Genomic DNA, 26,192 nt, shown 5'->3' with positions numbered 1-26,192 from the left:
TAAGGACAATAGTAGGATGAAACAAAAAACAGGAGTTTGTAGGCTCCTGTTTTTGTCGATACTATTTTAATAAGCGAAGCGCCTTCTCCGTATTAGCGAAATGCAGTTTCACAAACTCGGGTAATCGTTCTTTACCAAGCTTTTGAATTAATTTAGCAGCAGCGATATCAACTTGTTTACCAGCACCTTTCGGAAGTGGCATACCAGCTTTTTTACTTAGTTCGTCAAACTGTTTTACGAATGAGTAGCGAGCTAAAATAGAAGCAGCGGCTACTGCTAAATGGACGCTTTCACCTTTCGTGGCGAAATAAACATTTTCACGCTGTACCTGTTTTTGTTTTGCTAAATATTTATAGTATGTATCAGGTTGTGTGAATTGATCAATTAAGACGCCTTCAGGTTTTGTAGGTGCCATTTTCGCTAATAAGTTTGTAATAGCTTTATTATGTAGCAAGGCTTTTAACTTACCTTGGTTGTTGCCTTTATCAAATAGCTCGTTATATTTTTCATTATGAAGGACAAGAGAGCTGTAAGGAACAACGTGTAGAAGTTGTTTCGCAATGGCAGTAATTTGATCGTCATTTAAGTTTTTAGAGTCTTTTACACCAAGTTCTTTTAGTAGTGGAATTTGCTTCGCATCCACATATACAGCAACGACTGTCATCGGTCCAAAGAAATCACCAGTACCAACTTCATCAGACCCTACAATAGACATTGTACTGATGGAAGTAGGCGGCGCATAACGATGGGAATCGACAGATTTTTTTACAGCTGTTTTCGGCGCGTGAGAGACAGTTTGCCAACGAGAAGCTTCTGCTTCAGCGCGGCCTCCTTGGAACATTACTTTTCCAGATTTATACGCTGTAATCGTGCAAGATGGCACCTTAGCCATAAAGATACCGCCTTGCGGAATTTTCGGGCTAAGCGAATGTTTATATTGTTGTTTCATGTCTTCAATTACTGTAGAATTTGTTTGAATTACGATAGAATTTGACATAATGGTCGCCCCTTTTTTTATATTGTTATTTTTATCATATCGGATTGTTCTTTCTGTTTCCATATTATGAAGGTTCATGGTATGATAAACTTTAGGATTCTGTACGTGATTGGAGGCCGGTGAGTTGTCACAACAAAAGGGAAAGAAAAGTCGAATTAATGTAGAAATCTATGGTCAGCAATATTCAGTTGTTGGCGATGAAAGTACAAGTCATATCCGCATGGTAGCAGCGATTGTGGATGATAAAATGCGCGAACTCAATGCCAAGAATCCTTCGCTTGACACGAGTAGACTAGCGGTATTGACGGCGGTAAACGTCATACACGATTACATAAAATTAAAAGAAGAACATGAGAAATTGAAAGAAAGTATGACAAAAAAAGGAATGGAATAACATGATTGATATTATTATCATTTTACTGCTTGTTATGGGATTTTTCCTCGGCTTACGCAGAGGGTTTATTCTGCAACTTGTAAAGTTAACAAGCTTTATTATCGCATACCTTGTTGCATACTGGTACTGTAAAGATTTAGCGCCAGCACTTGCGAAATTTATTCCGTATCCATTTGATAAAAACGTATCTGTTCCAGAATGGATTGATGCAAATAATATTGAGACAGTATTTTATCAAGCGCTTGCGTTTATCATATTGTTTATTATTACAAAAATAGCACTTTCATTACTTGGTAATTTGTTAAATATGTTTGCAGAAATACCGGTTTTAAAGCAAGTAAATGCGTTTGCGGGGGCAATCCTCGGATTTTTAGAAGTATATATTGTTTTGTTTGTCTTAATTATCATTGGAAACATTCTTCCGATTGAACAAGTACAAACACCATTACAAAAATCATCAATTAGCAAAATAATTGTAGACGATACACCGATTCTATCTGAAAAGGTGAAGGAACTATGGCAGACAGGTAGCAGAGTATAACTTCTCTTTTTTCGGAAAGAGAAGTTTTTTTCTATGAAAGAAAGGCGGGGTAATGATGAAAGTAAATAAAAAACAAGTTATCAAATTATTAGAGACAATCGGGCTTTTTATGGAACTAAAGGGTGCGAATCCATTTAAAATATCTGCATTTCGTAAAGCGGCAGCAGCATTAGAAAGTGACGATCGTAGTCTTTCTGAGATTGAAGATTTCACAAAGATTCCGGGCATCGGAAAAGGAACAGCAGCCGTTATTCAAGAATATATAGAATCGGGAACATCTGAAGTATTACAAGAACTTGAAAAAGAAGTACCGAGTAGCTTATTGCCGTTATTAAAACTACCAGGTCTTGGTGGTAAAAAGGTGGCTAAGTTATATAAAGAGCTAGGCGTTATTGATATGGAGACGTTAAAAGCTGCTTGTGAGGAAAATAAAGTACAAGCTTTAGCTGGTTTCGGTAAGAAGACAGAAGAGAAAATATTAGAAGCAATCGATCAAGTAGGCTCTCGTCCAGAGCGTTTACCAATTGCGATGGTATTGCCTATTGCCGGGGAAATAGAGGAGAAATTGTCGAATATTGCTGAAGTAATTCGTTTCTCGCGCGCTGGTAGTTTGCGCCGTGTTCGTGAAACAGTGAAAGATTTAGATTTTATCATTGCAACGACAGAACCAGCAGCGGTACGTGAGCATTTACTACAATTCGATAATATGATTGAGGTAATCGCAAGTGGGGATACGAAAGTTTCTGTTCGTCTTCAATATGAATATGATATTTCAATCGATTTCCGCTTAGTAAAACCAGAAGAGTTTATTACAACACTTCACCATTTCACAGGATCAAAAGACCATAATGTAAAAATGCGTCAAATCGCAAAAGATAAAGGCGAGAAAATTAGTGAGTACGGTGTAGAGAACTTAGAAACAGGTGAAGTGAAAACATTTGAGACTGAAGAAGACTTCTTTGCTCATTTCGGTCTACCATTTATTCCGCCAGAAGTGCGTGAAGATGGAAAAGAAATTGAATTAATTAAAGAGTATCCGAACTTAATTCAGTTTTCCGATATACAAGGTGATTTACATATGCATACAACTTGGAGTGACGGTGCTTTTTCTATTGAAGAAATGGTACAAGCGTGCCGTGCTCGTGGATATAAGTTTATGGCGATTACTGATCACTCGCAATACTTAAAAGTAGCGAATGGTTTAACGAAAGAGCGTCTTCGTGAGCAAGCGAAAGAAATTGAACGTATGAATGAAAAGTATCCAGACATTACAATTTTACGCGGAATTGAAATGGACATTTTACCAGATGCCTCGCTTGATTTTGATGATGAAGTATTAGAAGAATTAGACTATGTCATTGGAGCGATTCACTCTAGCTTCTCACAAGACCGTGAAACGATCATGAAGCGTCTGCGTACTGCACTTGAGAATAAACATGTCACAATGATTGCTCATCCGACAGGACGTCTTCTCGGGCGCCGTGAGGGTTATGATGTAGATACAGATTTATTAATTGAACTCGCAAAAGAGACAAATACAGTTTTAGAATTAAATGCGAATCCGAACCGTCTAGATTTAAGCGCGAAATTATTAAAACAAGCACAAGATGCTGGTGTAAAAGTAGCGATTAATACAGATGCTCATACACTTGAAATGTTGGAAGATATGGAAACAGGTGTAGCAGCAGCACGTAAAGGTTGGATTCAAAAAGATAACGTGATTAACACATGGGATATTGAACGTTTATTAGACTATATTAAACGTAATAAGTAACGCAAGGGGGACCTGCAACATGTTAGAAAGAACGTTGCGTGTATTAGAATACAATAAAGTAAAAGAACAATTACTTGAACATACAGCCTCTTCACTTGGCCGTGACAAAGTGAAGCATTTAGTGCCGAGCACTGATTTTGAAGAAATTGTAGAAATGCAAGATACAACGGATGAAGCAGCGAAAGTTATTCGTTTAAAAGGTAGTGCACCATTAGGTGGTATTACGGATATTCGCTCAAATGTGAAGCGTGCAAAAATTGGGAGTATGTTAAGTCCAAATGAATTACTTGATATTGCGAATACGATGTATGGTAGTCGTAATATGAAACGTTTCATTGAAGATATGGCTGATAACGGTGTCGAGCTTCCGATTTTAGAAACTCACGTCGCTCAAATTGTATCTTTATATGATTTAGAAAAGAAAATTACAAATTGTATCGGTGACGGTGGTGAAGTAGTCGATAGCGCAAGTGATAAACTGCGTGGTATTCGTACTCAAATTCGTACTGCGGAAAGCCGTATTCGTGAAAAATTAGAAAATATGACGCGCTCTTCAAATGCGCAAAAGATGCTGTCTGACTCGATTGTAACGATTCGTAACGAACGTTACGTAATCCCAGTAAAACAAGAATACCGCGGCGTATATGGTGGTATTGTTCACGATCAATCAGCTTCTGGACAAACGTTATTTATTGAACCGCAAGTCATTGTAGAATTAAATAACGCACTGCAAGAAGCTCGTGTGAAAGAGAAACAAGAAGTCGAACGCATCTTATTGATGTTAACAGAAGAAGTGGCAGTAGAAGCCGATATCGTTTTATCAAATGTAGAAGTAGTTGCGAATCTTGATTTCATTTTTGCGAAAGCTTTTTATGCAAAGCGAATTAAAGCAACGAAACCAATCGTAAATAACGAGCGTTATATGGATTTAAGACAAGCTCGCCATCCGCTAATCGATCCAGAAATTATTGTGCCAAATAACATTATGTTAGGTAAAGATTTCACGACAATTGTTATTACAGGACCGAATACAGGTGGTAAAACAGTTACGCTGAAAACAGTTGGTATTTGTGTTTTAATGGCGCAATCTGGTCTTCACATTCCAGTAATGGATGAGTCAGAGATTTGTGTGTTTAAAAATATATTTGCTGATATCGGTGATGAGCAATCGATTGAACAAAGTTTAAGTACGTTCTCCTCACATATGGTGAACATCGTTGATATTTTAGAAAAAGCTGATTTTGAAAGCTTAGTTTTATTCGATGAATTAGGTGCTGGAACAGACCCACAAGAAGGTGCTGCACTAGCAATTTCGATTTTAGATGAAGTATGTAATCGCGGTGCTCGCGTTGTTGCAACGACGCATTATCCAGAATTAAAAGCATACGGATATAACCGTGAGCAAGTTATTAATGCGAGTGTTGAGTTTGATGTAAATACATTAAGTCCAACTTATAAATTATTAATCGGTGTACCAGGCCGTAGTAATGCCTTTGAAATTTCGAAACGTCTTGGATTATCTGATCGCGTTATTGACCAAGCACGCAACCACATTAGTACAGATACGAATAAAATTGAAAATATGATTGCGAAGTTAGAAGAAAGCCAGAAGAACGCAGAGCGTGACTGGAACGAAGCAGAAGCACTTCGCAAACAATCTGAAAAACTTCATCGTGAATTACAACGTCAAATCATTGAATTTAACGAAGATCGCGATGAACGATTATTAAAAGCGCAAAAAGAAGGGGAAGAAAAAGTCGAAGCCGCAAAGAAAGAAGCAGAAGGCATTATTCAAGAACTTCGTCAATTGCGTAAAGCACAGCTTGCAAACGTGAAAGATCACGAGTTAATTGAAGCGAAGAGCCGTCTAGAAGGCGCAGCACCAGAGCTTGTTAAGAAACAAAAAGTAAACGTGAAAAACACTGCGCCGAAGCAACAGTTACGTGCAGGTGATGAAGTAAAAGTATTAACGTTCGGTCAAAAAGGTCAATTACTTGAAAAAGTAAGTGATACTGAGTGGAGCGTACAAATCGGTATTCTGAAGATGAAAGTAAAAGAATCTAACATGGAATACATTAACACACCGAAGCAAACAGAGAAAAAAGCAGTTGCAACGGTAAAAGGTAGAGACTATCACGTTTCATTAGAACTTGACCTTCGTGGTGAACGATTTGAAAATGCAATGGCGCGCGTTGAGAAATACTTAGACGATGCCCAGCTTGCAAGCTATCCTCGCGTATCAATTATTCACGGTAAGGGGACAGGAGCACTTCGCCAAGGTGTACAAGATTACTTGAAGAAGCATCGTGGTGTAAAAACCTTCCGTTACGGTGACATGGGCGAGGGAGGCCTAGGCGTAACAGTTGTCGAATTAAAATAGAAAACAACGAAACAAAGGGGAAACCATTATATGTTTATGGACAAACTTGCAAAAGTATTGTTAGCTTGTTGCGGAATATTTTTGGTGATTGGGGTTATTTATTTAGTTGTTTTTGCGAAGTGAAAAAGCGTCAATCGTGGCAGAATGATATTGCCATAGATTGACGCTTTTAATATATGTGAAAAGGAATAGAACATGAAAATCAACCAATACATAAGCGAAGCAAAATCATGCTCCAGACGTGAAACAGATCGCCTCATTAAAGCTGGACGCGTGGCTATTAATGGCGAAATATGTACGCACGGTGAACTTGTGAGCGATGGTGATGTTGTAACGATTGATGGGCAAGTTATTGTAAAAGAAGAGAAAGAAAAGGTGTACATAGCCTTTCATAAACCAGTCGGAATTACTTGTACAGCAGCTGATCATATTGAAGATAATATTATTGATTATATCAATTATCCAGAGCGAATCTTTCCAGTTGGACGATTAGATAAAGCATCGGAAGGACTTATTTTATTAACGAATGACGGCGGCATTGCGAATCGAATTTTACATGGTGATCATGAGCACGAGAAGGAATATGTTGTCACAGTCGATAAACCTTTTACGGACTGGTTTATTGATGAGATGTCCAGCGGTGTAAAGATTAAAGATGGAATGACGAAGCCGTGCAAAGTGACAAGAGTCGATCAATCAACATTTCGTATTGTTTTAACGCAAGGAATGAACAGGCAAATTCGTAGAATGAGTCGAGCTTTCGGGTTTACTGTAATAAAGCTAAAGCGAGTACGCATTATGAATATAGAGCTAAATGAGCTTGAAGTTGGAAAGTGGCGGAGCGTTACAGCTGAAGAGTTAGAAATTTTAATAGGGCAGTTATAGGGAGGGGAAATTTTCTCCCTATATTTTTTTTGTCAGAAAAAATAAAACTATTGATTTTTTAAAAAATAGCCCATATAATAAAAAACAACAAGTTTCGACAAGATATTTTATAAAAGTAATGATGAGGACATGAGTTGTATTTTACGATTCTCAGAGAGGGAAGCCTTAGGCTGTGAGCTTCCTAATACGAAAAGACAAGCTTACCACCTCTAAACTTCAAGAGTGAACTGCATACATGATGCATTGTAATTCTTGGCGGATAAAACCGTTATCAATTTACACGAGCTATAAAATGAGCTTATTTCGTTATAAATTCATTTTATTAGAATAAGGGTGGAACCACGATTTCAACACTCGTCCCTTTGTTAGGGACGGGTGTTTTTTGCGTTCTTTTACGGGGAAGTATGCTTGAAAGAGGATATGTGACGGATTTTGATTCAGAATATTTTGTTAATTCATTATTTTAGGAGGTTAGTAGAAATGAAATCATCTTTAAAGTTTTCAGAGATGTTTGCAATAAGTTTAATGTTATTTGCACTGTTTTTTGGTGCAGGTAATATGATTTTTCCACCAGCGTTAGGGCAAGGTGCTGGAACGGACGTATGGATCGCGCTGTTTGGTTTTATCGTAACAGGCGTTGGACTACCTTTATTAGGAGTAATTGTTATAGCTTTAAAGGGAGATATTAATGAGCTAGCAGGACGTGTACATCCTATATTCGCACTTGTTTTTATCACTGCAATTTATTTATGTTTAGGCGTATTCGTAAGTGTGCCGCGTACAGGAACAGTAGCTTATGAGATGAGTGTTGCACCGTTTTTACCAAGTGAGATAGCTGGTCAGTCATATCCACTTGTTATCTTTACACTTATTTTCTTTGCAGTCACTTTCTATTTAGCTTTAAATCCTTCGAAATTAGTGGGTCGTATTGGTAAGGTGCTAACTCCAATATTATTAGCTGTTATTGCAATTATCGTAGGTAAAGCACTTATTACACCAATTGGAGAATTTGGTGCACCAACAGAAGCGTATAGTGCTCCTCTCTTCAAAGGATTTATTGATGGATATTTAACTTTAGATGGACTTGCAGCACTGGTATTCGGAAATGTTGTAATTCATGCGTTAAAAGAAAAAGGCATTACAAATAAAAACAGTATTGCAAAAGTAACAATCTTTGCAGGATTTATTGCAGCGCTTGGTCTACTACTTGTGTATTTAGCACTTGCTTATCTTGGAGCTTCTAGTGTGTCACTTGGAATGGGTGCAAACGGAGGAATTATTTTAACAAATGTCGTGAATCATTTATTTGGTAGCTACGGAACTTTATTATTAGGGATCGCAATTACAGCAGCATGTTTGACAACTTCTGTAGGTATTGTTGCAGCTTGTGGTGATTACTTCTCTTCCTTATTACCAAAGCTTTCTTATCAAAAAGTCGTTTTCATTTTCTGTGTATTAGCATTTATGGTAGCAAACCTTGGGTTAACTCAGTTAAATGCATTAGCATTACCAATCTTAATCGCAATTTATCCAATTGGAATCGTACTTATCGTATTATCACTTGTTGAAAACTACGTTCGTCTTCCATTAGCGATGTATGTGGGCGGGATTGTAGGAGCATTTGCAATAAGTTTCTTTGATGGATTACACAATGCAAACCTTCAAATTGCAGCGCTAGCACCTATTTTAGATAAGATTCCATTATATAGTGTAGGAATTGGTTGGTTAGTTCCAGGCATAATCGGTATAGGATTTGGTTATATAGTTTCTAAGTTTCAAAAGCAGGAAATTGCTGTAGAGAAATAGAGAAAAGAGACTTTCTATAATAGAAAGTCTCTTTTTTGTAAAAAAAGCCGCATATAGAGAAATTCAGATATTAAAAATTTTATACGTAATATAGTTGACAAAAAATTTATGAGTAGGCTAAGATTGACTTAGTTGTGGAAATATTGGAAGGGAAGTGAGGGAAAAGGGGTTTCTATAACTATAGTGTTGTTATGGGAAGAGGTGAAAGAAGAGGAGAAGAGATAGTTTATTTTTTTTTGATTTTCATTGAGAATGATAATCAATAAATACGTTTTATCATTTTTTCTCAGTTTCTATGCCTTCGTATAAGGAATAGGGTGAGATATTATTTTTAATATTCAATGAGAATGATAATCAATAATACTTATGTTACATAAAAGAATGCTAATTAAATAATAGGTAGAAGAGATTATTTTTTTTCTCATAAATTGATAATAATTATCATTTTCAAAAAGTGAAATGAAAGATAACCAAGGAGGAAACAAGAAAAATGAAAAAGGTTTCTGTATTACCTGCTTTTATTATAACGTTCGTATGTATGTTAGCTTTTCTTGTAATGCCATACGGGAATGTATCAGCAAAACTAGCTGATGGTACTTACGATATTAATTACGTAATTCAAAAAGCGGAAAATGATTCAGCTTCAATGGCAAATGACTATTTTGAAAAGCCGGCAAAATTAATAGTGAAAAACGGTGAGATGAGAGTACAAGTTCCGATGAATCATAGTGCTTGGATTACAGAATTTAAAGCACCAGAGAACGGGAATTTTGTTGATGCGAAAGTTGTTAGTAAAGATGAATCGGCAGATAAAAGAACAGTAGAGTTTAAAGTAGATGATTTATCTAAACCGGCAGCTGTAAAAATTCATGTTGTTGTACCAAATGCAAACTATGACCACCACTACACAATTCGTTTTGCATTTGATGCAAATGTAAAAGCTGTAGGTGGCGATAACGGCGTAGCTGCTACAAAAAAAAATAATGATCAAGCGAAAACAGATACACATGTAAAAGAAGAGAAAACAAAAGTAGAGAGTAAGGAAACAGCTAAAGAAGTGAACAAAGAAACAAAAAATGAAAATGGAAAAGCTGAAAAAACAGATAACCCAAAAACAGGCGATGAAGCACGTATTGGATTGTTTGCAGCGTTAATTCTTATTTCAGGTGCTTTCTTAATTCGTAAAGTGAAGTTGAGTAAATAAATCTTTTGAAGGGTGATGAATATATGTTTAAACAATTTAAAATGATTATTGCCGTATTTGCTGTTTTATTTACGTTTATCGCAACACTAGGTTTACAAGATGCAAAGGCTGCTACAAAACTAGCTGATGGAAAATATAATATTGCTTTTACTGTATGGAAAGGCGATAAAGATGAATCGTCTAGAATGAATAGTTATTTTGAAAGCCCAGCAACATTAACAGTTAAAAATGGAAAACAATACGTTTCATTTAAAGTGAAAGATAGTGCTTCTATTAAAAGTTTCCAAGTAGAAAAAGATGGTCAATTTGTAGAAACAACCGTGTTAAGTGAAAACAAAAAAGATAATACTAGAGTAGTAGAATTTGAAGTTGCTGACTTGTCAAAAAAACTAAATGGAAAGGTGAAAATTAATATTCCAATTATTAATTATAATGCTTCGTATGATATTCGCTTTGTATTTGATGGGAGCAGTATTAAATAATTTTCAAAAGGGAGAGTCGTTCCATTGAACAGGTATACAAAAATTATTGTTGCTATGTTTTTAATGATATTTACATTCGTATCAACATTACAACCACTTGCAGTTCAAGCAGCTACCAAGTTGGCTGACGGTGAATATTCAATTGGCTTCAAAGTTTTAAAAGATACATCAGATGAAGAATCGATGATGAATCAATATTCAGTAAGTCCGGGAACTTTAAAAGTGAAGGATGGGAAAAAGAAAGTATCCTTTACATTAACTAATAGTTCATGGATTACGAAGTTTGAAACAGAAAAAGCAGGTAAGCTAGTTGCGACAAATGTAATTAGTGAAGATAAAGAAAAAGATACAAGAGTAGTAGAATTTGATGTAGAAGATGTAGAGAAGGTATTAAATGCAAAAGTAAAAGTAGATATTGATTTTTTAAATTATCATCATGAGTACGACGTTCGTATTGCATTTGATCAAAATAGTATTACACCAATTCATGTGGAACAACCAAATGAAAAAGAGGACCCAGCTAATAAGCTAGATCCAAATGAAAAACCGGATCCAAGTCAGAAGCCCGACCAAAAGCCTGACCCAGATCAACAACCAAATTCTAACACAATTACAGATGGTGCGTACAGCATTCCATTTAAAGTGTTAAAAGATCAAACAGATGAAGAATCTAAGATGAATACTTACATGGTAAATCCAGGAGTATTAAAAGTAGAAAACGGTAAGAAAAAAGCAATTGTAACATTAAAAAGTAGCTCATTAATTAAAAATTTTCAAACGGAAAAAGATGGCACATTTGTTGATGCAAAAGTAGTAAGTGAGGATACGGAAAAAGATACAAGAGTAGTAGAGTTTGAAGTAAACGATTTATCTAAAAAACTAAATACAAAAGTATTTATCGAAATGGCATCAAGAAATTATAAGCAAACGCATGATGTACAACTTTTATTTGAACAAGATAAACTTGAACAAATTAAAAATGAAGAGAAACAACCAGAAGTAGAAAAACCAGAAGCAGAAAAACCAGAAGTAGAAAAACCAGAAGCAGAAAAACCAGAAGTAGAAAAACCAGAAGCAGAAAAACCAGAAGCAGAAAAACCAGAAGCAGAAAAACCGGAAGCAGAAAAACCGGAAGTAGAAAAACCGGAAGTAGAAAAACCAGAAGTAGAAAAACCGGAAGTAGAAAAACCAGAAGTAGAAAAACCAGATGCTGAAACAATTAAAGATGGTGAATACAGCATCAATTTCAAAGCATTAAAAGATCAAACAGACGAAATTTCAATGATGAACACATATACAAAAAGTCCAGGTGTGCTAAAAGTAAAAGATGGTAAGAAGTATGTATCATTTACGTTAACGAACAGTTCTTGGATTACAAAATTTGAATTTGAGAAAAATGGTTCGTTTGTTGATGCACATGTAATAAGTGAAGATAAAAAAGCTGATACACGCGTAGTGGAAGTAGAAGTACCAGATTTATCAAAAAAGTTAAATGCAAAAGTAAAAGTAGATATCGATTCAATGAATTATCACCATTTTTACGATATTCAATTTGCATTTGATAAAGGTAGCATTAAGCCGTTAGATAGCCAAGGCGGAAACAACAACCAAGGCGGAAACGACAACCAAGGCGGAAACGACAACCAAGGTGGAAACGACAACCAAGGTGGAAACGACAACCTAGGTGGAAACAACAACCAAGATGAAAATAATAAACCGAGAGTAATAGTTGATTCGAAAAATTTAGTAGATGGCCAATATGATATTACATTTAAAGTATTAAAAGATAAAACAGATGAGATTTCAAAGATGCATGACTATGTTGTAAATCCAGCGAAATTAATCGTAAAAGATGGTAAAAAATATATTGAGATGACGCTGAAAAATAGTGCGTGGATTACGAAATTCCAAGCGGAAAACAATGAACTATTCGCTGATGCAAAAGTAGTAAGCGAAGATAAAAATGCAAATACGCGAGTAGTACAGTTTGAAGTAGAAGATCTATTAAAAAAATTAAACGCAAAAGTAAAGGTAGACATCGATGAGATGAACTACCATCATTTCTACGATGTACAAATTCAATTTGATACAAATAATATCGGTGCGTTAGGAACTATTAAAGAGGAACCGAAAAATGAACCGAAAAATCCAGTGACTACACCGAAAGTAGATAATGTAAAAACAGTAGGTACTCCTGATTTTAATCGAAATGCAGATGGTCACAAGAAAAAAGAAGATACAAAAAATGATTCGAAAAAAGAGAAAAACTCAAAAACTGCAGATACAGCACAACTTGGTTTATACATGGTGTTACTGCTAGGTTCACTTGCTTTACTAGTTCGTAAATATAGAGCAGGTAGATTGTAATTTTTGGAGTCTTGATGCATGTTCGCGTGCATCAAGACTTGTTTCATATTGTATGGAAAGGAGTGGTGATTGAGAGTGAAGAAAATTGCAAGTGTACTAATGGCTATCATTTTGTTAATGAGTATAGCCGGGTGCTCATCACCAAAAAAAGAATCAGCAAAGCAGGTAAAGAGTGAAAGTAAAGAGCGCGTCGTTGCAACAACAGTGGCTGTTACTGAAATTATGGATGCGTTAGAAGTAGATTTAGTCGGCGTTCCAACAAGTTCTAAAACTTTACCGAAGCGATATAAAGGTTTACCTGAAGTTGGGAATCCAATGAGTCCAGATATGGAAAAGGTAAAGTCATTAAAGCCTTCAGAAGTGTTATCTGTGACAACACTTGAATATGAATTAAAGCCAGTTTTTGATGGTGTGGGTATGAAAGCAAACTTTTTAGATTTAACGAGTTTGAAAAATATGCAAAGTTCTATTAGCGATTTAGGTAAGAAATATGGGAGTGAAAAACAGGCCGAAGCAGTAGTAACTAAATTAGATAAAAAGGTTGCTAGCATTCAAAAAGAAGTAAAAGGAAAGAAAGAACCGACAGTGCTTATTTTATTAGGTGTGCCAGGAAGTTATTTAGTAGCAACAGAGCATTCTTATATTGGAGATTTAGTGAAACAACTAGGTGGTAAAAATATTGCGCAAGGTGAACAAGTAGAATATTTAGCTTCTAATACAGAGTATTTAAAGAAAGCTGATCCAGATATTATTTTACGAGCAGCTCATGGTATGCCTGATGAAGTTGTAAAAATGTTTGATAAAGAATTTAAAACAAATGATATTTGGAAACACTTTGCTGCGGTTAAAAATAACCGTGTTTACGATTTAGAAGAGCGTTTATTTGGAACGACAGGTAATTTAGCAGCAATTGAAGCATTAGATGAATTGAAAAAAATGATGTATCCGTGATGCATTTTAATATAAAGGAAGAGTAGAATGAATAAAAAAACTTGGAGTTTCCTCATTGTTACTGCATTGCTTATTGTTATGACATCATTGTCAGCGATGAAAGGTAGTTTAGAAGTAGGTATTGTTGAACTTGTACAAGGGATATTTACAGGTGGAAATGAAGATGTTGAAGTCATTAAAGATTTACGTTTTCCGCGTATTATTATTGCGTTGTTCACTGGAGCGGCTCTCGCTGTTTCAGGTGTGCTTTTTCAAGCTGTTATGAAAAATCCACTCGCTGATGCTGGGGTAATCGGTATATCTTCAGGAGCAAGTTTTATGACACTCGTTATTATTACGTTGTTCCCGCAATTCTTTTTCTGGACACCCGTATTCGCCTTTTTAGGTGGTGCGCTTGCATGTTATCTCGTTTATTCGTTTTCATGGAAATCAGGATTAAGCCCGCTTCGCATTATTTTAATTGGTATTGCCATTAATGCAATGTTTACTGGATTAAATGAATCATTCGTTACGATTTGTGGATATTTTATTAAGAGTATTAAGCAAACGACGACTTCTAACATAACGATGAAGACGTGGGGCGATGTAGAAATAATGGTGACTTATGGAACGATTGGTCTTATTCTTGCTCTGTTCGTAGGAGCTTGGTGTAACTTATTATCGCTACAAGATAAGACTGCGAAAAACTTAGGCTTGCACGTGACGAGAGTTCGTCTTATTATTTCTGCCATTGCAGTACTCTTAGCGGCAGTATCAACAGCGATTGCAGGTGTTATTGCTTTTGTAGGATTACTAGTTCCGCATATTTCAAGACAATTAGTCGGTTCAGACCATAAAGTATTAATTCCATTTTCTGCTCTTGCAGGGGCGTTATTAATTTTGACGGCAGATACGATTGGAAGGTTAATTGTGCCACCTAACGAAATTCCAGCAGCAACAATTATGGCGGTTATTGGTGGTCCATTCTTAATATTCTTGCTTAGAAAGAGTGATAAAGTTCATGGAAATTAAAAATGTAACCTTTTCATACGATAACGTAACAAATCGATTAAAGTCTGTTAGTAGTGAAATAGAAATTGGGAAAATTACAACAATCATTGGACCGAATGGATGTGGGAAATCAACATTACTTAGTGTCATGTCTAGAAACCACGCTCCTAGCAGTGGAGAAGTAATACTTGATGGGAAAGCGATTAGTGAATATAAACCGAAAGAGTTTGCTAGAAAACTAGCGGTTGTCCATCAACAAAATGAGGCTCCAGCAGATATTACAGTGGAAAAGCTAATAAGCTTCGGGCGTATGCCATATAAAAATATATTCTCTCCGCAAACAGATGAAGATAGAGAAGCGATTGAGCGTGCGCTAGTATGTACGAATTTACAAAGTAAGCGTGATAAGCCAATTTATGCTTTATCTGGTGGAGAGAGGCAGCGAGTTTGGATCGCAATGACATTAGCTCAAAATACACCAATGCTCTTCTTAGATGAGCCGACCACATATTTAGATATTTACTATCAGCTAGAAATATTAGAGTTAGTGAAAGAGTTAAATGAAGTGCATGGACTAACGATTGTAATGGTATTACATGATATTAATCAAGCCATTCGTTATAGCGACCATATTATCGTTATGAAAGATGGAGAAATCATTACGAAAGGTAATCCTAATGATGTAATCACAGAAGAAATGGTTAAAGCAATATATGGTGTAGATGTCATTGTAAAGCAGGATGAAGATACCGGATTGTACATGGTACCTATGGGAATCTAAAGGCTGAGCATAATCCGTTTTGAGGTGATAATTTGAATAGTAAGAAAGGACGGAAAAAGAATTCTTTTTTTCAACGCATACTTACAATTGTGTTTTTAGGAATCTTTTTCTATTCAATGTATGAGTTGGGCGGGATTTTCATGGATTATTATGAAAATCGTAAAGTAATGGCTGAGGCACAACATATTTATAAAAGAAGTCCAATGGAAGAAAAATCAGAAGATGGAGAGGTACGTAAACAGTTTCAGGATCTCCAGAAAATTAATCCAGAGATAGTCGGATGGATTACGATGGATGATACACAAATTAATTATCCAATCGTTCAAGCAAAAGATAATGATTACTATTTATTTCGTAATTATAAAGGTGAAGATATGAGAGCGGGAAGCATTTTTATGGACCATCGTAATGATGTGAAATCTCAAAATCGAAATACGATTTTATATGGCCATCGTATGAAAGACGGTTCTATGTTTGGTAGTTTAAAAAAGATGTTGGATGAAGACTTTTTTATGTCTCATCGTAAATTATATTACGATACATTATTTGAAGGATACGACGTGGAAGTTTTTTCAGTATACACGACAACAACGGACTTTTATTACATTGAAACGGATTTTGAAAATGATGCAGCATATACATCGTTCTTAAAGGAAATTCAAGAAAAATCACTGTACAAAACGGATACGGAATTGACGGCTAATGATGAAATCGTAACACTTTCTACTTGTGACTATGCGCTTGATCCAGAGGCTGGAAGGCTAGTTGTACACGCAAAATTAATAAAAAGAAATTAAAGAAAAAAGTATAGAATATGAGAAGTGATAGATAACGCTTCTCATATTCTATACTTTAAAAAAGGACTGTTTTTACTGTGCTGCAGCCATTGGCATACGTACAACTTTTACATCATAGTAAGCAATTTTATTATCAAGAATATATTCTGGCATTCCGCCTTGATGTGAGTGAGCATCTTTAAATGCAGCGCTCTTTGTCCAACCTTGGAAATCTTCTTTTGCATTCCAGCGAGTGCTAATTGTTACTTCATCATAATCAACTGTATTTTGCGTTAAAAGAACTTCTAGACCTAAAAAGCCTGGCATCGTTTCAACTTTACCTACTTTATTAAAACGCTCAATTAATTTATGTCCATTTCCCTTTGTAATTTTAGCTGTATTTGTAACGATAATCATGTTTATTCCTCCTATAAATATAGCCTTTATTTTCGAGAACTCATATACATTAAATGATAATGAAAATCATTATCATTGTCAATGCTAAATGTGAAATATAAAAGTTTTTTATATTATATTGGACAGTAAGATTTCCAGTTCAAAATGTAGTAAATATGTGGCAGTTAAGCGAGAGAATGAGCGAGTTGTACTAGCAAAGCAATAATATGGTATAGTGAAACGAGGCTGTTTTTTCAGTCTCGTTTTTTAAATGCTTCCTGTAGAGAAAGCATGCAAATGGAAAGGAAGTTATTATATGCGATCAGAAGTAACTGTAAAAATAAAACCGAAATTTATAAAAGAAATTAAAAGTGGATATCCGCTTATTTTAAAAGATGCGATTCAAAATTTAAATGATGTTCAGGAAGAAGGAACAATCATTAAAGTAGTAGATGAGAAGAACCAATTTATCGGAAAAGGCTATTATGGAAAACAAAATAAAGGATACGGCTGGATTTTAACGAGAAAAGAGAGTGAACAAATTAATCAATCTTTCTTTGAAAGTAAAATCAAATCTGCCTTACATAAACGAAAGCAATTTTACAAATCAAGTGATACGACAGCATTCCGCGCCCTAAACGGTGAAGGTGATGGTCTTGGAGGACTAATTATCGATTATTATGATGGCTACTACGTAGTAAGTTGGTATAGTGAAGGGATTTACACTTTCAGAGACGAGATTATAGCCGCTCTTCAAAAAGTAGCAAACTTTAAAGGTATTTATGAGAAAAAGCGTTTTGATACGAAAGGGAAATATATTGAGGGGGATGATTTCGTAGCAGGAGAGCGCGGCGAGTTCCCACTTATCGTAAAAGAGAACGGTGTAAACTTTGCGGTTTATTTAAATGATGGGGCAATGGTTGGGGTATTTTTAGATCAACGTAACGTTCGAAAACAAATTCGTGATAAATATGCAAAAGGAAGAACAGTGTTAAATATGTTCTCTTATACAGGTGCTTTCTCTGTATTTGCAGCTCTTGGCGGAGCGAGTAAAACGACGAGTGTTGACCTTGCAAATCGTAGTTTAAGTAAAACGATTGAGCAGTTTAGTGTAAATGAAGTTGATTATGAAGCGCAAGATATTATTGTAGAAGATGTATTTCTTTACTTCAAATATGCAGCGAAGAAAAAAATGAAATTTGATATGGTCGTACTTGATCCTCCAAGCTTTGCACGCTCAAAAAAATATACATTTAGTGCAGCAAAAGATTATAAAAATTTATTAAAAGAAACAATTGCTATTACAGAAAATAACGGTATTATCGTTGCTTCTACAAACTGTAGCGCATTCGATATGAAAAAGTTTAAAGGCTTTATCGATACAGCCTTTAAAGAAATGAATGGCAAATATAAAATGTTAGAAGAACATTCTTTACCAGAAGATTTCCGTACCATTGATCAATTTAAAGAAGGAGACTACTTAAAAGTAGTTTTCATCGAGAAAATTAAAGGTTAATAAAGAAAAGGAGCTCGAGTTTACTTGAGCTCCTTTTCTTATTGAACGATATTTTGTACTCTACCGACTTGCCCGTCCTGCAATCGCACTTTAATGCCATGCGGATGGGAAGGGGAGTTTGTTAAAATATCTTTTACAATTCCACGTGTTAATTTGCCTGTTCGTTGATCTTGTTTTAATACAATATCAACTTCAAGACCGGGGGCGATATTAGAACGTTTTTGTCCGTTCATTTATACACCTGTACGTCTACGTTGGTTGTTTGTTTTCTTTGTTTGTTGGTTTTGTAATTTTTTTGTTTCTTGGCTTTGATTTTTTGCATTTTGACCATTTCCATTTCCTTGCTTTTTCTTAGCAAGTTGTTCACGCATTAAATCAGCTAAGCTTACTTTTTTGTTTTCTGACATGATAAGTCTCCTTTATATAAAGTTAATTATGAACAATCGTAGTGAATTTCATCATATCATTGTTAAGGAAGGAAGGGAAGTTGGTTTGAAAATTCATATAATTGTTTCCAGTCTGTAGTAGTTACGATACAATTGGATTGTTAACGTTTGTAAAAAGGGGATAGACATATGTCACATCATATTTTATTAGTTGAAGATGATATCTCAATTCAAGAGATGGTGGAAAAGTATTTAATAAAAGAGGGCTTTCAAGTAACAATTGCGTCTGATGGAGAAGAAGGCGTGAACACATATTTAAAAGGTTCATTTGATTTGATTATCCTTGATATTATGATGCCAAAGCTAGATGGATTAGAGGTTGTACGAATCATTCGAGAAAAAAGTGCAGTTCCGATTTTAATGATGTCGGCAAAAGATACAGATGTTGATAAAGCTGTTGGATTAGGACTTGGAGCAGATGATTACATTTGTAAGCCGTTTTCTATGATTGAATTGGCTGCACGTGTAAAAGCAGGTATTCGGAGGTCTACGAAATACTCGGCTACAGAAACAATAGAAAAAATGATTCAAATTGGTGATTTAACAATTGATCCAATTAATTTTACAGTTGAAAAAAACGGGAAGTCTCTCAAACTCACTTTAAAAGAATTTGAGATTTTAAAGCTATTCGTAAAGAACCAAAATCGTGTATTTACGAAAGCGCAAATATATACGTTAGTTTGGAATGAAGAGTATTACGGTGACGATAACGTTATTAATGTTCATATGAGAAGATTGCGTGAGAAAATCGAAAGTGATCCATCTAATCCAGAATATATTAAAACGTTATGGGGCATCGGCTATAAGTTGGAAGTGATGTAATATGGTCAATTTGTTAATAGGTATTATTTTTATATTGTTATGTGTTATTTATATGCAATATAGAATGAGAAAAAATAGTAGTGAAAATTTACGATACACATATGAAAAGTTAGAAAGTATTGTAAATGACAAAACAGGCGAGACGTTACTCGTTATGACAGATGATCTAGAATTGCAAAAATTATTAGTGGCAATTAATCAATTATTAGATGCAAAACAGAAAACGAATGCAGATCATGCAAAAGTAGAAATTTCGATGAGAAAAATGCTTTCAAATATTTCGCATGACTTGAAAACACCACTAACAGTTATTCTTGGATATACAGAAATGTTAAATAAGGATAAAACGATAAATAAAGAAGAACAACAAATATTACTTGAGAAAGTGCATACGAAAACACTAGAAGTGATGGAGTTAATTCATAAGTTTTTTGACTTGGCAAAATTAGAATCTGGTGACAAAGCAATTGAAATGACAAAAGTAAATATGAATGAAGTTTGCCGCGAGAAGATTTTATCATTTTATGATTTAGTGACGACGAAAGGTTTTCAGGTTCATATTGATATACCAGAAAGAAATATATACGCACTTGGAAATGTAGAAGTATTAGGTAGGGTATTGAATAATTTAATATCAAATGCAATTACATATGGAGACGATGGAAAGGCACTCGGTATGACGTTAAGAGATGATGAAACGGGCGTGTATATAGATGTATGGGATAAAGGAAAAGGGATTGATGAATCTCATATTGATAAAGTGTTTGAGCGTATGTACACACTTGAAGATTCAAGAAATAGATTGTACCAAGGAAGCGGTCTAGGATTAACGATTACGAAACGGCTTGTGGAAGCGATGGACGGAAAAATTCATCTTTCTAGTAAAACGTATGAAAAAACAATTTTTACAATTGCATTAACAAAGATACAGTTTTAGCTTGTAGAGCAGTAGATTCTACAAGCTTTTTTTCAGCGTAAGGAATTTGTAAGAAACGGGTAAGAAAAAAGAGATTTCCGTTGTCTATTATAGAAATATAGAGTATTGCGAAAGGGGAAAGTAACATGACATATATATTAAAAACAAACCAGTTAACGAAAGTGTTTAAAGGGAAAGAAGTTATTTCCGGTGTTAACATGCATGTGAAAAAAGGAGAAATTTACGGTTTTTTAGGACCAAACGGTGCTGGTAAAACAACGATTATGAAAATGATTACAAATTTAATAAAACCGACGAGTGGTGATATTGAAATCTTCGGTGAGAAATTAACAGATACATCTTATGAAGTATTAAAAAGAATGGGGACAATTATTGAATACCCAATCTTTTATGATAAATTAACGGCGAAAGAAAACTTAGACCTACATTGTGAATACATGGGCTACTACGATAAAAATGCAATTGACCATGCTTTACATTTAGTGAAACTACAAGGGGTAGATAATAAAAAAGTAAAAGATTTTTCATTAGGAATGAAACAACGACTCGGTATTGCAAGAGCAATCGTGACAAAGCCAGAATTGCTCATTTTAGATGAACCAATTAACGGTTTAGATCCAATTGGTATTAAAGAGTTACGAGACTTATTTAAAATGCTCTGCAAAGAATATGGCATTACATTATTAGTTTCTAGTCATATTTTAGGTGAAATGGAACTAATGGCCGATACAATTGGTGTGATTCAAAATGGAAAACTAATAAAAGAAGTTTCAATGAAGAGTATTAACGGAAAACAAACAGAGTACATTGAAATCACTGTTCCTGATGTGAAACGTGCAGCTTATATTTTAGAAGATAAACTTGGTATAAAAAACTACAAAATAATGAGTGGAACCATGATTCGTGTGTATGATACGTTAGCGTCTCAGCAGGCCATTTCAAAAGCACTTATTATGAACGATGTGGAAATTGAAAGTATTAATAAGAAACATAGTTCCTTAGAAGAATATTTCTTAAATGTAATGGATGGAGAAGGTATTCATGCTTAATGGACTATGGCTGAACCTGATAAGTGGATTTATCGTAATGCTAATAAGTGGAATTTTATATTATAGAAAACCAGAGCGGAAATGGTTGTTCATTGTACTAGTGATAGGAATGTTAAGCTTCGTTACTGCTGGAATTAGAATGTTAGCAGCGTAGAGACAGGTATATAAAGAATGGAGGCGTAATTTATATGTTTAAATTAATGAAGCTCGAATGGAAGAAACATAAATTATCTCGTTACTTTAAAAGTGTAGCAATTTGTATTATAGCAATTTTCGCTGCAGTAAGCCTTATGGCATTGGGAATGAAAGCCGAGGAAAACATGCTCTTCTCTGACTTCACACAGAACATGGCTGCAGCAAATATTTTTATTAGGATAACATTCATTATTTTTAGTTCGGTCATTTTATCACGTTTAGTAATTGATGAGTATAAGAACAAAACGATGCAATTATCGTTTATGTACCCGCTGCAAAGGAAAATGCTAATGAGGGCGAAATTAACAATTGTTTTTTGTTTTTGTTTTGTGAGCACCATTATCGCTACTTTTATTATTAGTTTACTCGTATATTTTGTGAGTCCAATGATGGGACTGATTGAAACGCCAGCTACGATGGGTGAAATAATAGCTATCGTTCCAGATACTTTTATAAGTGCATTTATGATATCTGGTATAAGTTTAATTCCTTTATTTTTTGGAATGAGAAAGAAATCGACACCGACAACGATTACTTCGGCAGTAATAATTGGTATGCTGATTAGTGGTAACGTTGGTCCTGGAAACGATCAAGTAAGTATGTTTGATTTTATAGCTATCCCAATCGTGCTCTGTTTATTAGGGATCTTCATTAGTTATTTATCGTTTCGTAAAATCGATAAGATTGATGTGGTGTGAAGCAAGCTTAAAACAACAATGAACTGGGGTATGAATGGTGAAAAAGATAATAGTAATTGCAATAGTATTCATTACAATTGCTAGTGCGGTTTTTGGTTTTAAGGTGTTTCAGGGGAAAGGTTTTAAGAAAGAAAAGTCTTTTGAGATAAATAATATAAAAGAAATAGAAGTAGATAATGAAAACTGGAATCTTGAATTTAAAAGTACAGACGCTAATAAAATAGTAATTTCCGCTCAAGGTGAACAAGTAGATAAAGAGATAGATCCTGTCAAAATAGAAAATGATGAAAATAAAATTGTGATTAAACAAAAACAAAAGATGAACAGATTTTTTAATGGTTTCACGTTTAGGAAGAAAAATAGTATATCTATAGCTATTCCGAAGAAAGAAATAAATAAAATTGTATTAAATAATAAATCGGGTGATGTGAAAATAAGAGATATAGTAGTAAAAAATATCATGATAAAAGGCAAGTCTGGAGATGAAATGATTGTAGGACTATCAGCCGAGAAAGGTGAATTCATATCGCAAAGTGGAGAGTTAGTTTTAAAAGGTAGTTCAGTACAAGAATTAAATATAAAGTCTACGACTGGTGATAACTATATAAAAAATGTAAGTAACTCAAATATGAACATCACTTCAACATCTGGGGAAGTATTACTGAAAGATATGACAGAAGGAAAATCATTATTTATAGAAACAAAATCAGGTGATATTGGCGTACGGTATAAAGGTGTCCCTGCATCATTGAAGCTTATGGCTAAAAGTAATTCGGCTGACGTAATAGTGGATTTAAAAGGACTTAAGAAAGATAAAAATACAGAAAAGATAAAAGAAGGAACTATTGGTGATGCAAAAAACGAAGTGAAGATTTTAAGTGAAACAGGGGTAATTTATATTGATTAAAGTTTAAATGAAAGGAGGACTATCATGCTACGTCTTATGAAGCTAGAATTGAAGAAGTTTAAGTTTGGATGGTATGTGAGGGGAGCAGTTATTGCAAATATCATTATACTGGCATTATTAATCTTTGTTAGTTTCATTGCACAAATAGAAGGAGATCCAGAAATAAGAGATCCGCAGATGATTTTGCTAATGGCTAGTACAGTAGTAAGAGCAACATTTATTATTTTTGGTAGTGTGTTAATCGCAAGGTTAATAATTGGCGAATATAAAAATAAAACAATACTACTCATGTTTTCTTATCCTATTAACCGAAAGAAAATGATGGCTAGTAAGTTGGCTATTACAGCGATAGTAACATTTATAACAGTTATTGTATCTAACATTTTAGTAGTAGGAATTTTCTTTGGGATAGATAGTTATTTTTCAATTCTTCCTCATTCATTCACAGTAGATCAATTGGTGCAAGAAGGAATAAAACTGGTTCCTTTAGCTATTGCAACTGCGGGAATGAGTTTAATCCCATTATATTTTGGAATGCGTAAACGTTCAGTGCCAACTACAATTGTTTCATCTCTTATCGTTGTAGCAATTGCAATGAATAGCAACCCAGCGTTTCCTACAGCAACTTTATTTCCCCTTCAACTAGCACTCGCAGCAATTGGAGCTGTGATTGCATATTACGGAATTAAAAATATAGAGAAGGAAGATATAACTGTATGACAAGAATAAGAAAAAAGAGTTGGGTTACACTAACTCTTTTTTGTATATGTATGCTTCGTTACTACTCTGTAAATTTGGAGTGTTTGCTTAAATACTCTTGAACTCCTGGAGAGATATTAAAGTTATTAGGACTTTTATATTCGATAGTAAAATCTCCGTCTCTACTTGTCTCAAAGGAGATGGCATAGCTATTCATTTTAGCATCGTAAGAAGTATTTTTGACTTCTGCATCTAGATTAAAATATTTTGTAATATATTCTTTTGAGTCCGTAATTGCTGCTTGTTTTCCCCAAGGGGTACCATAATAGGTGAAATAAAGAGATACACTAATAACTCCAATAAGGGAAGTTAGTAAAATAGTTCCCATAGCTATTTTTTTATTTTTTGTATTCAATTTGGTTACTCCTCTTCGTAATATGTATTCATTATATGTATTCATTTTAACCTATATATTCCATAAAACAACCATTTTAAAAAATAGTTTCACATGAAACAAGTTACAGAAAAAGACAAGATGTGTAAACACCTTGTCTTTTTTGTCGTTACATTTTAGGAGCTTCCATTCCAGCCGCAGCCCACTCTTCTTTTGCGGGGCCGTACACACCAGGAACTGTTAAGCCGGCTTGTCGCATTAAAACCGTCATTTGCCCGCGATGGTGATTTTGATGATTAATAAGTGTCATTAAAAATATGGAATTCGGCATAGGGCGACCAAAGAAGTCGTTAATAGTAGCTAAGTCTTTATCAGTCCATTTACTTTGAAGTGTTTCAACAAAAGCCGCGTTCACTTTACGGTACTCATCTGCAATTGTTTTTGCAGAAGTTGGAACAGGATAATCTTTCGATTCTCCTTCAAACTTTAGCCCTGTGCCAGATAGTATAACAGGAATTGCCGTCACGATATGCCAAGCAACTCTTCCTAAAGTCCAATGTTCAGGTGCAATCTCTTGTGATAAAGATGCATCGGTTAATGAATCAAGCATTTTCTGAGTAGACTCTGCTTCGTATGTCCATGATTGCAAGAAGCCTTCAATTGTTTGGTACATTATTGTTATCCCCCTCTACTTATGTTCATAGATTAAGTTCGAGAAGAAATGACAAGTTCCCTTTATGTTTTAATGATGGTATTTAAAAATTTTATATATAAATTTTATGATACTATTGAGTGTATATAGAATTATATTAATTCAGGGGGATATGATGAAAAGATTGATTTTAGGAATCATAATTTTATTTTTAATGGTAGGATGTAGCAATGAAACCTATAAAAAAGCAATGGATCAAGGGAAATTGGCGTTAGCGAGTAAAGAATATGACACGGCAGTAGCATCATTTGAGCTAGCATTAGAAGAGAAAAAGGATGATAAAGAAGCAAAGGTATTAAAAGACCAAACTACTAAGATGATAAGTTCGATAAAAGAGAAATCGAGTGGAAATATAGAACAAGCAATAGGTTTGTTTCAAGAAGTAGAAAAGATGAAAGATGGTTCCGCAATCCTTCAAAATCAAGCGAAAGAACAAAAAGATTCGCTCATAGAGCATAAAGAGTTAAAAGGTCAATATATAGGTCAATTGGAAAAGGCAGAGAAGTTAAAGAATGATAAAAAGTATGAAGAGGCTAAAGGGATAGTAAATAAAATTGTTAACGATACTGGCCAAAATCAACAATTTATTTCGGAAAATCAACGGGCCGAAGAGCTGAATAAGCAAATAGATGGCTTACTAACTCAACAAGCAGAAGTTAAGAAAAAAGAGGAAGAGTTAAAAAATGAAAAGAAAAAAGAGGCTGATATTGGAAAGTTAAAGGGGTCTTGGATGTCATCAGAAAGTACAGACAGGCCAGTTGGGTTGGAAATAGAATCTATTAATAGTGAGAAAACAGGCGGAGAATTTATGGAACATAATATTTTTGGGAAAGGGACTACTATAGGAGACTTTCGAATATTAAGTGTGGACCAAGGGATTATTTCCATAGAGCTTGTATTTTTAATGGGAGAAAGAAAACAGAAGGTTGATTTGAAACTTGAGGAGAACACATTAACTGTACATCATGAGTTTATGGGAGGGACTAAATCTGTGAAATTAGTGAGATCAGAGTAATTTATCCCGCTATTCACCTGCAGTAAAATTCCCACCTCAAGATTCGGCTGGAGCAAAGAAGTTAGGTGGGAGATCCAC

The 26,192-nt window shown here is 34.7% G+C and carries 28 protein-coding genes and 1 other annotated feature; of the genes, 22 read left to right on the top strand and 6 right to left on the bottom strand.

All coding sequences use genetic code 11. From position 1 onward, the window contains the following. Nucleotides 1–61: 61 nt before the first annotated feature. Nucleotides 62–997, bottom strand: coding sequence for a ribonuclease HIII (rnhC, locus tag NST27_RS22285; RefSeq protein ID WP_000071570.1), 936 nt, complete (start codon nt 995–997; stop codon nt 62–64). A 124-nt stretch (nt 998–1,121) separates the two neighbouring features. Between rnhC and zapA the strand changes: the two genes are divergently transcribed. The 13 genes from zapA to srtB all read left to right on the top strand — a co-directional run bounded on the left by zapA (nt 1,122) and on the right by srtB (nt 16,349). Further along, the gene (zapA, locus tag NST27_RS22280; protein WP_000082701.1) at nt 1,122–1,391 is read left to right on the top strand and encodes a cell division protein ZapA; all 270 of its coding nucleotides are present in this window, start codon (nt 1,122–1,124) and stop codon (nt 1,389–1,391) included. A 1-nt stretch (nt 1,392) separates the two neighbouring features. Beyond that, on the top strand, nt 1,393–1,932 hold the full coding sequence (locus tag NST27_RS22275; protein ID WP_000565412.1) for a CvpA family protein: 540 nt from the start codon (nt 1,393–1,395) through the stop codon (nt 1,930–1,932). A gap of 55 nt (nt 1,933–1,987) precedes the next feature. Continuing rightward, nucleotides 1,988–3,706 carry a DNA polymerase/3'-5' exonuclease PolX gene (gene polX / locus NST27_RS22270; protein ID WP_000867517.1) on the top strand — a complete coding sequence of 573 codons (1,719 nt, stop codon included), beginning with the start codon at nt 1,988–1,990 and terminating at the stop codon, nt 3,704–3,706. Nucleotides 3,707–3,725: 19 nt separating this feature from the next. Continuing rightward, entirely contained in the window at nt 3,726–6,086 is a 2,361-nt protein-coding gene (locus NST27_RS22265) for an endonuclease MutS2 (protein ID WP_000893716.1), read from the top strand. A gap of 195 nt (nt 6,087–6,281) precedes the next feature. After that, complete coding sequence (locus NST27_RS22260; RefSeq protein ID WP_000700746.1) at nt 6,282–6,971, top strand: 23S rRNA pseudouridine(2604) synthase RluF; 690 nt, start codon at nt 6,282–6,284, stop codon at nt 6,969–6,971. 109 nt (nt 6,972–7,080) lie between these two features. Next, nucleotides 7,081–7,336 (top strand) — a binding site (T-box leader). Between the two features lie 115 nt (nt 7,337–7,451). Continuing rightward, nucleotides 7,452–8,777 (top strand): branched-chain amino acid transport system II carrier protein BrnQ6, encoded by a 1,326-nt coding sequence (gene brnQ6 / locus NST27_RS22255; protein ID WP_000842650.1) that lies wholly within the window; start codon nt 7,452–7,454, stop codon nt 8,775–8,777. A gap of 490 nt (nt 8,778–9,267) precedes the next feature. Beyond that, the gene (isdC, locus tag NST27_RS22250) at nt 9,268–9,981 is read left to right on the top strand and encodes a heme uptake protein IsdC (RefSeq protein WP_000757960.1); all 714 of its coding nucleotides are present in this window, start codon (nt 9,268–9,270) and stop codon (nt 9,979–9,981) included. Between the two features lie 23 nt (nt 9,982–10,004). Further along, the gene (locus NST27_RS22245) at nt 10,005–10,463 is read left to right on the top strand and encodes an NEAT domain-containing protein (RefSeq protein ID WP_000476165.1); all 459 of its coding nucleotides are present in this window, start codon (nt 10,005–10,007) and stop codon (nt 10,461–10,463) included. Nucleotides 10,464–10,487: 24 nt separating this feature from the next. Next, nucleotides 10,488–12,830: an NEAT domain-containing protein gene (locus tag NST27_RS22240; RefSeq protein ID WP_341035182.1), complete on the top strand. Its 2,343-nt coding sequence runs from the start codon at nt 10,488–10,490 to the stop codon at nt 12,828–12,830. Between the two features lie 69 nt (nt 12,831–12,899). Then, nucleotides 12,900–13,781, top strand: coding sequence for a heme ABC transporter substrate-binding protein IsdE (gene isdE, locus NST27_RS22235; protein ID WP_047386931.1), 882 nt, complete (start codon nt 12,900–12,902; stop codon nt 13,779–13,781). Between the two features lie 27 nt (nt 13,782–13,808). Next, a complete protein-coding gene (locus tag NST27_RS22230) occupies nt 13,809–14,792 on the top strand; it encodes a FecCD family ABC transporter permease (protein ID WP_001036848.1) in 984 nt (327 codons plus the stop codon). Beyond that, complete coding sequence (locus NST27_RS22225; protein ID WP_000403761.1) at nt 14,782–15,552, top strand: ABC transporter ATP-binding protein; 771 nt, start codon at nt 14,782–14,784, stop codon at nt 15,550–15,552. Before NST27_RS22230 ends, NST27_RS22225 begins: the two co-directional genes overlap by 11 nt. Before the next feature lie 32 nt (nt 15,553–15,584). Further along, the gene (gene srtB / locus NST27_RS22220; RefSeq protein WP_001086121.1) at nt 15,585–16,349 is read left to right on the top strand and encodes a class B sortase; all 765 of its coding nucleotides are present in this window, start codon (nt 15,585–15,587) and stop codon (nt 16,347–16,349) included. Between the two features lie 72 nt (nt 16,350–16,421). Here srtB and isdG read toward each other — a convergent pair whose 3' ends face one another. After that, nucleotides 16,422–16,745: a heme oxygenase gene (gene isdG / locus NST27_RS22215; RefSeq protein WP_000587818.1), complete on the bottom strand. Its 324-nt coding sequence runs from the start codon at nt 16,743–16,745 to the stop codon at nt 16,422–16,424. 295 nt (nt 16,746–17,040) lie between these two features. Between isdG and NST27_RS22210 the strand changes: the two genes are divergently transcribed. Next, nucleotides 17,041–18,240 (top strand): class I SAM-dependent rRNA methyltransferase, encoded by a 1,200-nt coding sequence (locus tag NST27_RS22210; RefSeq protein WP_001255964.1) that lies wholly within the window; start codon nt 17,041–17,043, stop codon nt 18,238–18,240. 38 nt (nt 18,241–18,278) lie between these two features. Here NST27_RS22210 and NST27_RS22205 read toward each other — a convergent pair whose 3' ends face one another. Both NST27_RS22205 and NST27_RS22200 read right to left on the bottom strand, forming a co-directional pair. Then, nucleotides 18,279–18,473, bottom strand: a complete 195-nt coding sequence (locus tag NST27_RS22205) for a YwbE family protein (protein ID WP_001014310.1) — start codon at nt 18,471–18,473, stop codon at nt 18,279–18,281. Beyond that, on the bottom strand, nt 18,474–18,647 hold the full coding sequence (locus NST27_RS22200) for a hypothetical protein (RefSeq protein WP_001293578.1): 174 nt from the start codon (nt 18,645–18,647) through the stop codon (nt 18,474–18,476). A 168-nt stretch (nt 18,648–18,815) separates the two neighbouring features. On the opposite strand from NST27_RS22200, the gene NST27_RS22195 reads away from it, so the two are divergent. From NST27_RS22195 to NST27_RS22165, 7 genes are all read left to right on the top strand, one after another. After that, nucleotides 18,816–19,508 carry a response regulator transcription factor gene (locus tag NST27_RS22195; protein WP_000018030.1) on the top strand — a complete coding sequence of 231 codons (693 nt, stop codon included), beginning with the start codon at nt 18,816–18,818 and terminating at the stop codon, nt 19,506–19,508. A 1-nt stretch (nt 19,509) separates the two neighbouring features. Next, nucleotides 19,510–20,445, top strand: coding sequence for a HAMP domain-containing histidine kinase (locus NST27_RS22190; RefSeq protein WP_047386928.1), 936 nt, complete (start codon nt 19,510–19,512; stop codon nt 20,443–20,445). A 125-nt stretch (nt 20,446–20,570) separates the two neighbouring features. Continuing rightward, nucleotides 20,571–21,494, top strand: coding sequence for an ABC transporter ATP-binding protein (locus tag NST27_RS22185; RefSeq protein ID WP_000221066.1), 924 nt, complete (start codon nt 20,571–20,573; stop codon nt 21,492–21,494). Next, nucleotides 21,487–21,648 (top strand): hypothetical protein, encoded by a 162-nt coding sequence (locus NST27_RS22180; protein ID WP_000931810.1) that lies wholly within the window; start codon nt 21,487–21,489, stop codon nt 21,646–21,648. Before NST27_RS22185 ends, NST27_RS22180 begins: the two co-directional genes overlap by 8 nt. Nucleotides 21,649–21,682: 34 nt before the next feature. Then, a complete protein-coding gene (locus NST27_RS22175; protein WP_000475530.1) occupies nt 21,683–22,387 on the top strand; it encodes an ABC transporter permease in 705 nt (234 codons plus the stop codon). Between the two features lie 34 nt (nt 22,388–22,421). After that, the gene (locus NST27_RS22170; RefSeq protein WP_047386925.1) at nt 22,422–23,294 is read left to right on the top strand and encodes a DUF4097 family beta strand repeat-containing protein; all 873 of its coding nucleotides are present in this window, start codon (nt 22,422–22,424) and stop codon (nt 23,292–23,294) included. A gap of 24 nt (nt 23,295–23,318) precedes the next feature. Beyond that, nucleotides 23,319–24,014 (top strand): ABC transporter permease, encoded by a 696-nt coding sequence (locus NST27_RS22165; protein ID WP_000945181.1) that lies wholly within the window; start codon nt 23,319–23,321, stop codon nt 24,012–24,014. A gap of 61 nt (nt 24,015–24,075) precedes the next feature. On the opposite strand, the gene NST27_RS22160 is transcribed toward NST27_RS22165, so the two are convergent. Next, on the bottom strand, nt 24,076–24,408 hold the full coding sequence (locus tag NST27_RS22160; RefSeq protein ID WP_001093299.1) for a YfjL-like protein: 333 nt from the start codon (nt 24,406–24,408) through the stop codon (nt 24,076–24,078). 148 nt (nt 24,409–24,556) lie between these two features. Beyond that, nucleotides 24,557–25,060, bottom strand: a complete 504-nt coding sequence (locus tag NST27_RS22155; protein ID WP_000284973.1) for a DinB family protein — start codon at nt 25,058–25,060, stop codon at nt 24,557–24,559. 154 nt (nt 25,061–25,214) lie between these two features. On the opposite strand from NST27_RS22155, the gene NST27_RS22150 reads away from it, so the two are divergent. Further along, on the top strand, nt 25,215–26,114 hold the full coding sequence (locus NST27_RS22150) for a hypothetical protein (protein WP_000825574.1): 900 nt from the start codon (nt 25,215–25,217) through the stop codon (nt 26,112–26,114). Nucleotides 26,115–26,192 lie beyond the last annotated feature (78 nt).

The sequence above is a fragment of the Bacillus sp. FSL W8-0770 genome (genome assembly GCF_038008705.1).
GTDB classification, from domain to species: Bacteria; Bacillota; Bacilli; order Bacillales; family Bacillaceae_G; genus Bacillus_A; species Bacillus_A cereus.
This window is presented reverse-complemented; position numbering and strand designations above follow the sequence as displayed.